At 62.5% G+C, this 14,276-nt stretch carries 14 protein-coding genes; 8 read left to right on the forward strand and 6 right to left on the reverse strand.

What is annotated here, in order from left to right; all coding sequences use genetic code 11:
* Window positions 1-33: 33 nt before the first annotated feature.
* Window positions 34-690 carry an RNA methyltransferase gene (locus ACIQTS_RS14450; protein WP_105662651.1) on the reverse strand — a complete coding sequence of 219 codons (657 nt, stop codon included), beginning with the start codon at window positions 688-690 and terminating at the stop codon, window positions 34-36.
* Between the two features lie 139 nt (window positions 691-829).
* On the opposite strand from ACIQTS_RS14450, the gene ACIQTS_RS14455 reads away from it, so the two are divergent.
* From ACIQTS_RS14455 to ACIQTS_RS14475, 5 genes are all read left to right on the forward strand, one after another.
* Entirely contained in the window at window positions 830-1,672 is an 843-nt protein-coding gene (locus ACIQTS_RS14455) for an HAD-IIA family hydrolase (protein WP_105662652.1), read from the forward strand.
* Window positions 1,673-1,751: 79 nt separating this feature from the next.
* Window positions 1,752-2,390 (forward strand): TetR family transcriptional regulator, encoded by a 639-nt coding sequence (locus ACIQTS_RS14460; protein ID WP_402473738.1) that lies wholly within the window; start codon window positions 1,752-1,754, stop codon window positions 2,388-2,390.
* A gap of 35 nt (window positions 2,391-2,425) precedes the next feature.
* Window positions 2,426-3,211 carry an ABC transporter ATP-binding protein gene (locus ACIQTS_RS14465; protein ID WP_402473757.1) on the forward strand — a complete coding sequence of 262 codons (786 nt, stop codon included), beginning with the start codon at window positions 2,426-2,428 and terminating at the stop codon, window positions 3,209-3,211.
* Window positions 3,208-3,933, forward strand: coding sequence for an ABC transporter permease (locus tag ACIQTS_RS14470; RefSeq protein WP_402473739.1), 726 nt, complete (start codon window positions 3,208-3,210; stop codon window positions 3,931-3,933). The genes ACIQTS_RS14465 and ACIQTS_RS14470 overlap by 4 nt, the downstream gene beginning before the upstream one ends.
* Window positions 3,934-4,137: 204 nt before the next feature.
* The gene (locus ACIQTS_RS14475) at window positions 4,138-5,256 is read left to right on the forward strand and encodes a type I restriction endonuclease (RefSeq protein WP_286134242.1); all 1,119 of its coding nucleotides are present in this window, start codon (window positions 4,138-4,140) and stop codon (window positions 5,254-5,256) included.
* A gap of 93 nt (window positions 5,257-5,349) precedes the next feature.
* Here ACIQTS_RS14475 and ACIQTS_RS14480 read toward each other — a convergent pair whose 3' ends face one another.
* Genes ACIQTS_RS14480 through ACIQTS_RS14495 form a run of 4 tightly spaced genes read right to left on the reverse strand, consistent with a single transcriptional unit; the run spans window position 5,350 to window position 10,954 of the window.
* The gene (locus ACIQTS_RS14480) at window positions 5,350-7,680 is read right to left on the reverse strand and encodes a glycoside hydrolase family 3 N-terminal domain-containing protein (RefSeq protein ID WP_402473740.1); all 2,331 of its coding nucleotides are present in this window, start codon (window positions 7,678-7,680) and stop codon (window positions 5,350-5,352) included.
* Window positions 7,681-7,725: 45 nt separating this feature from the next.
* Window positions 7,726-8,613 carry a carbohydrate ABC transporter permease gene (locus ACIQTS_RS14485; protein ID WP_105662657.1) on the reverse strand — a complete coding sequence of 296 codons (888 nt, stop codon included), beginning with the start codon at window positions 8,611-8,613 and terminating at the stop codon, window positions 7,726-7,728.
* Entirely contained in the window at window positions 8,610-9,647 is a 1,038-nt protein-coding gene (locus ACIQTS_RS14490; protein ID WP_105658004.1) for a carbohydrate ABC transporter permease, read from the reverse strand. Before ACIQTS_RS14490 ends, ACIQTS_RS14485 begins: the two co-directional genes overlap by 4 nt.
* An 8-nt stretch (window positions 9,648-9,655) precedes the next feature.
* Complete coding sequence (locus tag ACIQTS_RS14495; RefSeq protein WP_402473741.1) at window positions 9,656-10,954, reverse strand: extracellular solute-binding protein; 1,299 nt, start codon at window positions 10,952-10,954, stop codon at window positions 9,656-9,658.
* Window positions 10,955-11,170: 216 nt separating this feature from the next.
* Between ACIQTS_RS14495 and ACIQTS_RS14500 the strand changes: the two genes are divergently transcribed.
* Window positions 11,171-12,241: a LacI family DNA-binding transcriptional regulator gene (locus ACIQTS_RS14500; RefSeq protein ID WP_105657895.1), complete on the forward strand. Its 1,071-nt coding sequence runs from the start codon at window positions 11,171-11,173 to the stop codon at window positions 12,239-12,241.
* 81 nt (window positions 12,242-12,322) lie between these two features.
* On the opposite strand, the gene pyrE is transcribed toward ACIQTS_RS14500, so the two are convergent.
* A complete protein-coding gene (pyrE, locus tag ACIQTS_RS14505) occupies window positions 12,323-12,880 on the reverse strand; it encodes an orotate phosphoribosyltransferase (protein WP_400291028.1) in 558 nt (185 codons plus the stop codon).
* Window positions 12,881-12,919: 39 nt separating this feature from the next.
* On the opposite strand from pyrE, the gene ACIQTS_RS14510 reads away from it, so the two are divergent.
* Window positions 12,920-13,357 (forward strand): MarR family winged helix-turn-helix transcriptional regulator, encoded by a 438-nt coding sequence (locus ACIQTS_RS14510; RefSeq protein WP_400291026.1) that lies wholly within the window; start codon window positions 12,920-12,922, stop codon window positions 13,355-13,357.
* 92 nt (window positions 13,358-13,449) lie between these two features.
* The gene (gene nadE, locus ACIQTS_RS14515) at window positions 13,450-14,274 is read left to right on the forward strand and encodes an ammonia-dependent NAD(+) synthetase (RefSeq protein WP_402473742.1); all 825 of its coding nucleotides are present in this window, start codon (window positions 13,450-13,452) and stop codon (window positions 14,272-14,274) included.
* Window positions 14,275-14,276 lie beyond the last annotated feature (2 nt).

Below are 14,276 nucleotides of genomic sequence, written 5' to 3' on the forward strand. Positions count from 1 at the left end.
GCTCGACTAAACTCGTCAGTATTAAATTTCTTGTTAACCTACTTTTTGCCCAAACACGTGCCTGCGTACCCACGCATGCATGGCAATCCCGGCTGCGGATGCCGCGTTGATTGAACGAGTCGAGCCGAACTGCTCGATGGACAAGGTGTCCTTGGCCGCAACGTGGACTTCCGGGCTGAGTCCCGGACCTTCCTGCCCGAAGACCAGCACGCAGTCCTTCGGCAGGTCGTAGGTCTCCAGTGGAACGGAGTCCGGGAAGATATCGATTCCCAGAATCGTCAACCCCTCGCCCTCAGCCCAGGCAACGAACTCCTCCACCGTTGCATGGTGGCGTACGTGCTGGTAACGATCAGTAACCATGGCGCCTCGTCGATTCCAGCGGCGACGGCCGATGATATGGACTTCTTTGGCCAGGAAAGCGTTTGCGCTGCGTACCACGGTGCCGATGTTCATATCGTGCTGCCAGTTTTCAATGGCGATATGGAAATCGTGGCGGCGTTCGTCAAGATCAGCAATGATGGCGTCCATCGTCCAGTAGCGGTACTTGTCCGCGACGTTGCGCCGGTCGCCCTCGGCAAGCAACTGGGGATCGTATTTTCCGTCGGTTGGCAGTTCCCCCTCCCAGGGGCCTACTCCGATCACATGCTGCGCGCTCGGGTCATTAACTGGTTCATGCGTTTCTTCGTTCACAGTATTAAGCCTAGTTCGTTATGTTCGCGCCCTTGTTCACGGCGCATTTGCGTGCGCCTGTGTAATCTCTTAATAGAACGGGATACTTTCAGTGCCGATAGCTCCCACCAAATATTTCCCTAGGGAGGATCCACGCCTCGTGACAACTTCAATCCGCGGTACGCGAACTGTCCACGACATCAAATGCTGGCTCACGGACATGGACGGCGTATTGGTTCACGAGAACCAGGCCATCAAGGGCGCCGCCGAGATGCTGAGCTACTGGCGCGACAACAACCTGCGCTTCCTGGTCCTGACCAATAACTCCATCTACACCCCGCGCGATCTGCGTGCCCGCTTATTGGCCTCGGGCCTGGACGTCCCGGAGGAAAACATCTGGACCTCCGCGATGGCCACTGCAGAGTTCCTGGCTCGCCAGCGCCCCGGCGGCCGCACCTTCGTCATTGGCGAAGCCGGTTTGACCACTGCCCTGCATGATGCGGGGTTCATCATGACCGACCAGAACCCTGACTACGTCGTGCTGGGCGAAACCCGCACCTACTCTTTCGAAGCCATCACCAAGGCCATCCGCCTGATCGAAGGCGGGGCGAAGTTCATCGCCACCAACCCGGACGCTACCGGGCCGTCCACCGAAGGCATTATGCCAGCCACCGGTGCGATCGCGGCTTTGATCTCGCGTGCAACCAACCGCGAGCCATACGTGGTGGGCAAGCCGAACCCAATGATGTTCCGTTCTGCCCTGAACCGAATCGATGCGCACTCGGAAACCACCGCAATGATCGGCGACCGCATGGACACCGATATCGTTGCGGGCATGGAAGCCGGACTGCTGACCGCATTGGTCTACACCGGCATCACCGCCCGCGAGGACATGGACACTTTCCCGTTCCGCCCGGACCTGCAGTTCCCATCCGTGGCGAATCTGCACGCGGAACTCGCCAAGGGTACCGCTGCAGCGGAAGCGCCTGCAGCCAAGAAGTAGCAGCTAGCGGATTCAGCAAGGCCGGGCTTTTGCCCGGCCTTGCTGCGTTGACGCAAGATTCCGGAAGTATGCTGAAACCGTGACCGAGCAAGTACCGAACGAGGTCCCGAGCGCGCGGAAGCGTGGACGGCCCAAAGGCAGCAACACGGGGACAACTAGAGCGGCGATCCTCAAAGCCGCGTCCAAGGAGTTCTCCCGTGCCGGATACGAGGCAGCCAGCCTCCGGTCGGTAGCGCGCCGAGCCGGGGTGGATCCAGCACTGGTTCACCACTATTTCAAGGACAAGAGCGACTTGTTTGTCCAGACCATGCGCATCCCCGTCAACCCAGGGGAAATCATCGCCGAGGCGGCAACAGCGCCGTTGGAGGAGATGGGCGAGGCGCTGACTCGCGCATTGCTCGCTACCTGGAGCAAGCCGGCTTTCCGCACGGCTGCAACGGCAATGATCCGGGGCTTGGTCTCCAGCAGCAGCGCGGCGAAAATCCTCCGTCCATTCCTGCAAGAGCAGATCTTCTCGCGCTTGGGTGCGCGTTTGCCGGAAGAAAGCGCCGAGCCGAGGGTAGCCCTGGTGGCCAGCCAGATTGTCGGCCTGATTGTCGCGCGCTACATCATTGGCTTGGAGCCTTTGGCCTCCATGGATGATGAGCAGGTTATCGAGCTGGTGGCCCCCACCATCCAGCGCTACCTCACCGGCCAATTGCCTGCGTTGAACCATTGACATGCTGCTGGCAGAGGTCCCTAATTCATTATGTGATGAATAAAACGGCTTGTGTCGATGTGCAGCGGCTCGACGTCAGACGCGGAAGGGCATTGGTCCTGGACCACGTGGAATTCCAGCTCGCGCCGGGACGGATCATCGGCTTGCTCGGCCCCAGCGGCAGCGGCAAGAGCACCTTGCTGCGAAGCATCGTGGGCAACCAGGTCATCAGCAGCGGAACAGTCTCCGTTCTCGGAAAGCCCGCCGGGCACAAGTCCCTGCGCAACCGGGTCGGCTATATGACCCAGGCAGCCAGCGTCTATGACGATTTGAGTGTCCGGCAGAACATCGCCTACTTCGCCAAGATCCTCGGCCAGCCCCCAGCCGAAGTGGATCGAGTCCTCGAAGCCACGGACCTGGCGGACCAGGCTGGCCGGCTGGCTATGGGCCTGTCCGGCGGACAGCGCAATCGGGTGTCCTTGGCCATCGCGCTGCTCGGCTCGCCGGAAATTGTCATCCTGGATGAACCCACGGTGGGTTTGGACCCGGTGCTGCGTGCGGATCTGTGGGCGATGTTCCCGCAGTTGGCGGCCACCGGCCTGTGCCTTGTCGTCTCCAGCCATGTCATGGACGAAGCCATGCGTTGCGATGAAATCCTGCTGCTGCGCGAGGGGAAGCTGCTCGGCCAGATGAGCCCGGCTGCATTGATGGAGTCAACCGGTGCAGACAATCCCGAAAATGCCTTCGTTGCCCTGATCGCGGCAGGCGGCACCGGGCAGCCGCCAAGGGGCACCGCACCTGCACCGAAGCATCGGGCCGAGGCCGAAAGGAACCAGCCATGAAACGGACACTCGCCACCGCCGGGCGGGTCCTGGCCCAGGTGCGCCATGACCCGCGGACCATTGCCTTGATGCTCATCGTGCCCAGCCTGCTAATCGGCCTGATCGCATGGATCTTCACCGACACCCCGGCCTTCAGCCGCATCGGCCCGGCCATGATCGCCTTGTTCCCATTCGTGGTCATGTTCCTGGTCACCAGCATCGCAACACTGCGCGAGCGGCGCAGCGGAACACTTGAGCGCCTGCTGAGCATGCCGCTGGCCAAGGGCGAATTCATCTTCGGCTACGCGCTGGCGTTCACCCTGGTTGCGATCCTCCAGACCATGATCGCGGTCAGTTTCGCCATCTGGGTTTGCGGCTTGGAGATCGAAGGCAGTTTCTGGCTGCTGTTCGCGGTGGCCGCCCTCGACGCGCTGCTGGGCATCAGCCTCGGCCTGATGGCCAGCGCCTTCGCACGCACCGAATTCCAGGTGGTTCAGTTCATGCCGGCGCTGGTCATCCCGCAGTTCCTGCTGTCCGGAATCATCCTGCCCCGCGAGCAGCTGCCCGGCGCGCTGGAGGCCATCGGCGACTGGCTTCCGCTGTCCCACGCCATCGACGCCCTCTCGGATGCCGCGGCGGGAACAGTGGATTCGGCGACGGCAAGAAGCATGCTGGTCATCGCCGCCTGGATCGCCGCCGCGCTGATCGTCGGTTCCCTGACCCTGCGGCGGCGCACCGCCTAGAAATACTTAGATTTTTGGATGACATGACTTAACTGGATCCGATGCCCCATTTCCTGACGTTCTTTGAACGCGACATTAATTTTACTCGAAAGAACAGATTCTCGTCTAAGCTTTATTGTCTCGCTCGTCTGATAACATCAGAAATTGTCGTGCAGTTCAGAATGTCGTTTTACGCTTATACAATTTCAAAAGTGAGGGAATGAATTGGGGATCATAGAAGGAATTGAAGACCTTTCCGCCAAAATACGTGCGCAGAAAGATTCGATCCAGACTGAAGAAGCAACGAAGAACGCATTCGTTATGCCATTTATTTCGCGCGTCTTGGGATACGACGTATTTAATCCCCTCGAAGTGATTCCGGAATTCACGGCCGACCATGGAATGAAAAAGGGGGAAAAAGTTGACTACGCGATCATGAAAGACGGCGAAGTTCAGATTCTTATCGAGTGCAAACATGTTGGTGACTCTCTCAACGTCAAGCATGCTTCGCAGCTTTTCCGGTATTTTTCAGTTACCAACGCCCGAATCGGCGTGTTAACTAATGGGCAGGCCTATCATTTCTTCACGGATCTAGACGCTCCAAACATCATGGATCAGAAGCCGTTCCTCGTACTTGACCTGCTAGACGTAGACGAAATTGTCTACCCTGAACTCACAAAGCTCACTAAAGAAACTTTCAATCTAGATTCAGTGTTGAACTCAGCTGAAGAGCTCAAGTATGTCGGAGCGTTGAAACGCGAAATTGGCAACGAGTTCAAGGAGCCAGGAAAAGATTTCGTTCGATTGCTGATGACCAAGGTAACCGAACGTCGAGCGACCGCAGATAACTTAGCACTTTTCACTGAATTAGTTGGTAAAGCAACTAAGCAATTTTTGAAAGAAAAAGTGCATGAACGACTTAAAAACGCGTTACATGAAGGCGACGCCATTGAGGTGCCACTTCCAGACGGCCAACGGACTTCAGAACAGGTTCACAAATCAGTTGAAAACGCCGTCGAGGCAAAAGAGGAATCTGATAAGACCGGGGTAGTCACCACCGAAGAAGAACTTGCTGGGTACCAAATCATCAAGGCGATTGCGTGTAGCGAAGTCAAACCTAATCGAGTGACTCACCGCGATAGCAAAACATATTTTGGAATCTTGCTAGACGATAACAATCGACGAACGATCGCCCGGCTCCACTTCAATGCAAAAGCCCAGAAATACATCGGGCTCCTTGACGAAGACAAAAAGGAGACTCGGCATCCAATTGACGAGCTGGAAGATATCTACCTCTTCGCGGAACAGATTCGAACATGTGTCGCACGCCTAGACAGCAACTAGATTAAGTGTTTGAAACCGCTGCGCCATTCTAGTATTGGCGCAGCGGTTCGAGCACTTTCAGGTGCTGCCCTGCGGCGGCGCACCGCCTAGCGGCTACGCGATGTCCACCGGGGTGTCCAGCACGCGGCCCTCGGCCACTTCGCGCACCTTCCCGGTGATCCGGAACTCGGCCTGCAGTGGCAGGTCCTCGCTGCTGGTTCCCACCAGCGCGGTGAACTTGCCCGGTTCCACAATGCGCTTCCCGGACAGCCCGGTGAACGAGGTTCGGTCAGCATGCACGGTGAAAGCCACGCGCTTCGACTCCCCTGCCTCAAGCTGCACCTTGGCGAAGCCGGCCAGCCAGCGGCGCGGGCGCACCACCTGCGACACCGCGTCAGCCATGTACAGCTGCACCACTTCGGCACCGGAGCGCGCTCCGGTATTGGCCACGGTGGCACTGACCCGAATGGTGCCGTCGGCAGCGATTTCAGTTTCCGGCAGTTCCAGCCCGGAGATCTCGAAGCTGGTGTAGGAGCTGCCGTAGCCGAAGGGGTAGAGCGGACGCGGATCGAGGTTGGTTACGCCTTCTGAATGCCACGCCAGCTTGGAAGCCAGGTAGGTGCCCGGCTGCCCGCCGATATGGTCGGGGATCTGCACCGGCAGCTTGCCCGAGGGGTTGACATCGCCGGTCAGCACGCCAGCCAGTGCCGGCCCGCCTTCCACCCCGGGCATGAAGCACTGGATGATGGCCGCGGTGCGATCAGCGAATTGCCCCAGCGAATACGGGCGCCCAGTGACCAGCACCAGCACCGTCGGGGTCCCCGTGGCCAGCACGGCTTCCACCAGATCCCCCTGCCGCCCGGGCAGGCGCAGGTCGACGACGTCGCAGCCCTCCCCCGAGGTGCCACGGCCGAAGAGCCCGGCGAGGTCGCCAACGGCAACCACCGCGACTTCGGCGTTGCGGGCGGCCTGGACCGCCTGGGCGATGCCCGAATCATCCAGATCGGTGAAGTCCACGCCACGGGCATACTCGATCTGCGATCCGGCGAGCGCGGGAGCCTGCTGCAAGGCTTCGAGGATCGAGGCCATCGGCACGCCGTAGTCCTGCTGCGTGGCGAAGCGCGAGTAGACATGATTGGTGAAGGAGTAGCAGCCCAGGTGGGTGCGCGGCTGGGAGGCGCTGGGCCCGATGACCGCCAAGCGTGCCGGGCTGGCCAAGGGCAGGATCTGCTCGTTGCGCAGCAGGATGATCGATTCCTCGGCCATTTTCCGGGCATGGGCACGGTTATCGGCCGAATCCAGTTCCACGTCATCGCCCAGCCAGGCCTGGCGCGGGTTCCAGCCCGGATCCAGCAGGCCCATCTGCAGCTTCTGGGCCAGCACGCGGCGCACCGCGGTGTCCAGGACTTCCTGCTCCAGCGCTCCGGCGCGGACCGCCTGGGCCAGGTTGGCGAAGGCGGTGGTCTCCGGGAGCTCAACGTCCATGCCGGCTTCCAGGGACAGCCGGCCCGCGGCGTCCTCGTCTTCTGCGACTTCGTGCATGCTGTGCAGGAAGCTGACGGACCAGTAGTCCGCCACGACGGTTCCCGCGAAGCCCCAGCGGCCCCGCAGCACTTCGGTGAGCAGCCGGTGGCTGCCAGCGGGCGCTTCGCCATCCACGTCCGCATAGGAGTTCATCACGGACTTCACTCCACCCTCGCGAACCGCGCGTTCGAACGGCGGGAACACCGTGTCTTCCAGCGCCCGGGGGCCCATGGAGACCGGCGCGTGGTTGCGCCCGGCTTGCGAGGCCGCGTAGCCGGCGAAGTGCTTCAAGGTGGCGTGCACCCCCGAGTCCTGCAGCCCGCGCACGTAGGCTACACCCAGCTCCCCAACCAGGTGGGGGTCTTCGCCCATGGTCTCTTCCACCCGGCCCCAGCGGTAGTCGCGGGTGACGTCCAAGACCGGGGACAGGCCCTGGTGCACTCCCATCTTCAGCATGTCGGCGCCGATGCGCCGGGCCATGCCGCCAATGAGTTCCGGGTTGAAGGTGGCGCCCCAGGCAATGGACGCCGGGTAGCAGGTCGCGCCAAGGGTGGTGAAGCCAGTCAGGCATTCCTCGTGGGCGATGGCCGGGATGCCCAAGCGGTTCGCGGCAATGACCTGTTCTTGCAGCTCGACCAGGCGTTCGCGGCCTTCGGCGGGGGCCAGCGGGATGGTGCCGAAGGCGCGGGTGATATGCCCCAAGCCGTCCTTGATGGCGGTTTCGAAGCTTGGGCCTGCGGTGAAGGTGTCGGCCATCGGCGCGACGTTGCCTTCCCCGTCCTGGTTTTCTTCCTCCGGGCGGATCCAGAACGAGCCCAGCTGCCCGGCTTTCTCTTCCAGGGTCATTTCATCCATGAGCGCGGCGACGCGCTGTTCGGCAGGAAGTGAGATGTCGTGCCAGGTTTGCTCGACGGTTTTCATGGCAGTTCCTTGTCTTCAAAGATTTCGATTGCTTGCGGGGGCGGATCAGCCCTTGACTGCGCCCTGCAGTCCATTGACGATGCGCTTCTGCATGGCCAGGAAGAAGATCAGTGCCGGGATCATCGCCAGCGCGGTGAACGCGAAGACGCCGGCGGTGTCGGCCGAGTGCTCGCTGGAGTAGTCGGCGACGCCCAGCGGCAAGGTGCGCATATCCCCTTGCAGCAGCAGCAACGGCAGCAGGTAGGCGTTCCACGAGCCGACGAAGGCCAGTACGCCGACGGTGACCATGCCCGGCCCGGACAATGGCAGCAGGATCCTCCAGAAGAAGCCGATGCGGCTGGCGCCATCGAGCTGGGCGGCTTCTTCCAGCTCCTGGGGCAGCGCCATCAGGAAGGGGCGCAGGATGACCACGGTCATGGGCAGCGCGAAGGCCGCCTGCGGCAGGGCGACGCCCCACCAGGTGTTGCCCATGTCCAGGTCCCGGGTAATCAGGATGAACAGCGGAACAATCGCCACGGTGGCCGGGAACAGCAAGCCAAGCACGAAGACCATGAAGATCGGCTCGCGCAGGCGGAACGTGTAGCGGGCCAGCGGGTAGGCAGCCATGATGCCGAAGACCACCACGACGATGGTGGTGATCACCGCGATCATCGTGGAGTTCAGCGCGTACTGCCAGAAATCCGGGTTCTTCAGCACGCCGGCGTAGTTCTCCAGCACCCACGGCTCGGGAAGGCCTGCCGGGTTCTCGGCCAGCTGCGCGTTGGTGCGGAACCCGCCGAGCACCCCGTAGAGGACCGGGCCCAGGGTGATCGCGACAACCGCCAAGGCGATGGCGTAGACCAGGACGTTTCCGCCTTGCCGGCCGTTGCGCTGCTTGGCGCGTTTTGCCTGGGCGGGGGTGTGCTGGGGCCTGGTAGCCAGGGTGGCGCTCATGCTTTGGCCTTCTTCCGCTTCGTGCGCTCATCATCGGGCTGCGAATCCCGCTTGAGGATGAACTGCTGGTAGGAGATGGCCAGAACCAGGGCGACGATGAACAAGATGACCGAGGCGGCCGCGGCGATCCCGAAGTTCTGGCGCTTGGTTCCTTCCGAAACCAGGAAGCTGGCCATCGTGGTGGTGGCGTTGGCCGGTCCGCCGCCGGTGAGGATCCAGACCATGTCGAAGAGCTGCAGCGAGCCGATCATGGACAAGAAGCCCCAGGTGCGCAGGGTGGGGCCCAGCAGCGGGATGGTGATCTTGCGCTGGATCTGCCACCAGGAGGCGCCGTCGATTTCCGCCGCTTCGTAGAGCTCGGACGGCACCCCCTGCAGCCCGGCAAGGAACAGGATCACCGCCAGGCCAAGGTACTTCCAGGTCAGCACTGCCAGCACGGTCCACAAAGCGAGTTCCGGCGTGCCCAGCCAGCCCTGGGCCGGCCCCTGGATTCCCAGCTTGGACAAGATGGTGTCGATCACCCCGTACTGCGGCTGCAGCAGCTGGAACCAGACCACCCCGGCGATGACTTCGGACAGCACGTAGGGCACGAAGATGATGGTGCGCAGCAGGGACTGGATCTTCATCTTCCGGTTCAGCAGCAGGGCGATGCCCAGGCCGATCGGCAGCTGCAGGGCGATGGAGCCGCCGATGATGACCAGGTTATGGACCAGGGCATCGGTGAACACCTCGTTGCCCAGCACCCGGACGTAATTCTTGAAGCCCACGAAGTCCACCAGCGGGCCGAAGCCCTTCCAGTTGTACATCGAGAAGCGCACGGCCTGGATGATGGGGACCAGCATGAAGACCGCGATCAGCAGCAATGCCGGGCTGACGAAGAACAGGATCTCCAGGTTCTTGCGCCGCTGCGCGGGCTTGCGCGTGCGCTTGGCACCGGCAGGCGGCAGTCCGCTTGGCGTGGAACGCCGCCTTTCGGAAAGCCCTGGGCCACCGCTGGCTGGCGGACTGGCTGCGTAGGTTACTTCTGGGGCCACGGCGTGGATCACTTCTCCAGGTCAGCGGCATCTTGGCTGGCGTCGACGATCTTCTGCGCGTCGGATTTGCCGGCGAAGAGCAGGGCGATCTCGTCGTTCATGGCCCCGCCAATGGAGGCACCGAACGAGGTGTCGAAGTACAGCTGGAAATATGGCGCCTTGTCGCGCACGTCCATCAGCGAAGCCAATGCCGGATCCGAGATCGCGTCCTTGGCCGCCGGGTTGGTCGGCAGGCCCATGTCCAGCTCGGCGAAACCGCGCTGGACCTCGTCGGAGAGCATGTGCTTCACGAAGTCCACCGCCGCGTCGGGGGCGCCTTCGGAAACTGCCCAGGCGTCGCCTCCGCCAAGCTGCGCGGCCGGGTCGCCCTGGCCGCCCTCAATGGCAGGGAAGGGGAACCATCCGGCGTCTTCCCCCATGCCAGTGCCGTCTTCGGTCAGGCCCTGCATGACCCCTGGCTCCCAGTGGCCAGCCAATTCCATGGCTACCTTTCCGGTGGCCAGCAGGCCCGAAGCGGAGGTGGGGCCGGACTGCGCCGGGGTAGAGAGGAAGCCCGGGTTGAATGGCTCGGATTTGATCAGCTGGTCCACGTCTTCCCCGGCCTTGGTGAAGCACTGGTCGCTGAAATCGAGATTGGCGACCGAATCGGCCAGGGTCTGCTGGGAGCATTCGCGCACTGCCGCGTAGTACCAGTAGTGGGCTGCCGGCCATTTGTCGCCGGCGCCGATGGAAATCGGGTCGATGCCTGCCTGCTTCAGCTTCCCGGTGGCCGCAATCAGTTCATCGAAGGTCTGCGGGGCCGAGTCGATGCCCGCTTCCTTGAACAGCGCCTTGTTGTACCAGAACCCCGCGCCGCCCAGCGAGAACGGCAAGGCGTAGGTCTTGCCATCGAGCTGCCAGCCGCCGGCGTTCTCGCCGAGGAAGGCGATTTCCTCGGAGGCCGCCTCGGTCAGGTCGTTGGTCAGCCCGGCGGCCACGTGGGCTGCGAGCTCCCCGCCACCACGTTCCATGTAGACATCCGGGGCGTCGCCGCTCTGGAAGGCCGCATCGAGCTTGGTGAGCATGTCCTCGTGCTGCATGGCGCTGACTTCGACCTCCACCCCTTCATGGGCGGCTTCGAAGTCGGCTGCAACCTGTTCGTAGTAGGCCTTGCCGTCGCCGTTATTGGAGTTGTGCCACCAGGTGATGGTGGTGGTTCCGTCTGCCGACGTCCCTTCCTGGCCTGCATCGGCGGCGCAGCCGGTGGCCAGCAGGGCAGTCGTGGCGGCCAGCGCCAGAATCTGCGCACCTCGGATCTTGGATAACATGCTCGTGCTCCTCAGCTGTGATGAAGACCTGCCGGCATCGGACGGCAGGCGATTGGCTCCACCAAGAATTGCACCGTGACGCAGGTCATGTCAATCGTTTTCGATAACGTTTTCGAAATCCATTGCGAAAACGTTGTCGAAAGATCCGCAATCGGTCGTCATGCCCCCGTGAAGTCACGGAATTCCGGAGTATTTTGCGCTACTGTTAGTGGAGTGATGACCCCTCAGACCGGAATCCCCGGGATCGCCAATGCCCAGCAGCCGCAGATCCCCGGCGAGCCTTCCAGCGCACGCGTGACCATCAACGACGTCGCGCGCGCCGCGCAGGTCTCCGTCTCCACCGTCTCGAAGGTCGTCAACGGCCGCTACGGGGTCGCCCCGGCCACCATCGCCAAGGTCCACCAGGTCATCAGCGAACTGGGCTACGAGACCTCGCTGGTCGCCTCCTCGCTGCGCAGCACCCGCACCAACATCATCGGCATCCTGGTGGCGGAGTTCGAGCCCTTCTCGCTGGGCCTGCTCAACGGCATCTCCGCGACCCTGCGCGGAACCCAATACGATTTGATGGCCTACGCGGGCAACCTTTCCCCCGAAGGGCATGCCGGCTGGGAACGCCGCTCCCTGTCCCGCTTGGGCGGAACGCTGATCGACGGCGCCATCATCGTCACCCCCACCGTGGAAGTCCCGCACAGCTCGGTGCCGGTCGTCGCCATTGACCCGCATGCCGGTCCGGAAATGCCGATCGCCATCGACGTGGACAACCGTTCCGGGGCCTATACGGCCACCCGGCACCTGCTGGATCTGGGCCATCGCCGCATCGGGCACATCCGCGGGCGCGGGGACCTGGCTTCCGCGCACCTGCGCGAGCAGGGCTACCGCCAAGCGCTGGAAGAGGCCGGCGTGGAATTCGATGGGCAGCTGTCGCACGATGGCGATTACCAGCATGATGCCGCGGTGCAGGCCGCCCATGACCTGCTGGACCTGCCCCAGCCGCCCACGGCGATCTTCGCGGCCAATGACCTCTCGGCCCTGGCCGCCTTGCAGGTGGCCGGCGAGCGCGGGCTGCAGGTTCCCGGCGATCTTTCGATCATCGGCTTCGATGACATCCCGGCCGCGGCACAGTCCTCTCCCCCGCTGAGCACCGTGCGCCAGCCGCTGCATGAGATGGGCGCCCAGGCGGTGAGCATGCTGCTGGGCCTGCTTGCGGGCGAGGACGTCCGCTCCCCCGGCCACCTGCCTGCCGTGCTCGTCCCGCGCGAGACCACGGGCCCCGCGCGCAGCAGCTAGCCGGGAAAAGCAGAGCACCCCGCCGCGCACCGGGAATTCTCCGGTGGGCAACGAGGTGCTGTGCAGGGAATCGCTTGCCGGCTACAGGCCCAGCTCGTTCTTGCCGTAGGCGAACAGGTACGGAACGCCGGCTTCTTCTTCGATGCGTTCCTTGGCTCCGGTGTCGCGGTCAACGATCACGGCCACGGCAATCACGTTGCCGCCGGCCTTGCGCACGCCCTCGACAGCGGTCAGCGCCGAACCGCCGGTGGTGGAAGTATCCTCGAGCACGATGACATCGCGGCCTTCCACGCTCGGGCCCTCGACCTGGCGGCCCATGCCGTAGGACTTCTGCGCCTTGCGGACCACGAAAGCGTCGATGGCGCGGCCCTTGGCCCGGGCGGTGTGCATGATGGCGGTGCCTACCGGGTCAGCGCCCATGGTCAAGCCGCCCACATTGCTGAATTCCAGCTTGGCCTCGTCCAGCAAGCCAAGCATGACTTCGCCAACCAAGCCCGAGGCTTCCTGGTGCAGGGTTACACGGCGCAGATCGATGTAGTAATCAGCTTCCTTGCCCGAGGACAAGGTGACCTTGCCGCGCACAATGGCTAGTTCTTGGATCAGTTCTTTTAGTCGCTCACGGGCGCTGGTTTCGCTCATACCCTCGATTCTAGTCGGCATCATGGCTAGGCTGATTCCATGAACGCAAAACGCCCCTTGGGTTACTGGCTGAAATTGGTGGATTCGCTGATTGACGAGCAGTTTGCAGCGACTTTGGAAGAGCACGGTGTGACACGCAGGCAATGGCAGGTGCTCAACCTGCTGGAGCAGCAACCTGCCACCGAGGCGCAATTGGACGCCGGGCTTTCCCCGTTCTTCGCCTCGCCGGATGAACCGCAATCATTGAGAGAGCACCTTGCCGAGTTGATCGAATCCGGCTGGGTTACGGCAATCAACGGCGAGTATTCCATCACCGATCGGGGCCACACCTCGTTGCTCAAGCTCAGTGAGCTCGTGGAAAAGATCCGCACCCAGTTCGGCCAGGATCTGGACGGTTCCGAATATGACGCGGTGGTCGAAGCCTTGGAGAAGATCGCGCGCAATCTCGGCTGGGACCCGGACCAGGATTCCGAATAGCCCCTCCGGGATTTGTTGAGAACAGATTAACTTTCGTTCCCAGCCTGTGCAGCGGTACCGCACGGCGAGGGCTCATGCCTAGGATTAGAAGCATGCGTGAACTGCAAGCAAAGATCATTGAAGAGCTGGGCGTGCGCCCGGAAATCGACGCAGCCGACGAAATTCGCCGTCGTATCGACTTCCTCAAGGACTATCTGGCCGCTACCGGTGCCCGGGGTTTCGTGCTGGGCATCTCCGGCGGCATCGATTCGACGCTGGCTGGCCGCTTGGCCCAGTTGGCCGTCGAAGAGGTGCGCGAATCCGGCGGCGAGGCGCGCTTCGTGTCGGTGCGCCTGCCGCATGGCGTGCAGAAGGATGCGGCCGATGCGGAAGCGGCCATGAATTTCGTGGCTGCCGACGAGCAGTTCGAGGTGAACATCCAAAAGCCTGTCGCCGCTTTCGATGAAGCCCTGGCCGATGCGGGCCACCTGGCGCTGAGCGATTTCAACCGCGGAAACCTCAAGGCCCGCACCCGGATGATCATGCAGTACGCCATGGCCGGGGACCGCGGGATGCTGGTCCTGGGCACCGATCACGCGGCCGAATCGATCACCGGCTTCTTCACCAAGTTCGGCGATGGCGGAGCGGACCTCCTGCCCCTGGCCGGGCTGAATAAGCGCCAGAACCAGGCACTGCTGCGCGAGCTGCAGGCTCCTGAGCTGCTGTGGGCCAAGGAGCCTACCGCGGACCTGCTGGACGGCCAGCCGCTGCGCGCAGATGAAGAGGAACTTGGCCTGACCTATCCGCAGATTGATGACTACCTCGAAGGCCGCGAGATTGACCCTGCGGCAGCCGAGGTCATCGAAAGGCGCTTCGTGGGATCCCGGCACAAGCGCACCGTACCGGCCACCTACTGGGACAAATGGTGGCGCGCTTAAGG

Source organism: Glutamicibacter sp. NPDC090743 (assembly GCF_044769125.1).
In the GTDB taxonomy this organism is placed as follows: Bacteria; Actinomycetota; Actinomycetes; order Actinomycetales; family Micrococcaceae; genus Glutamicibacter.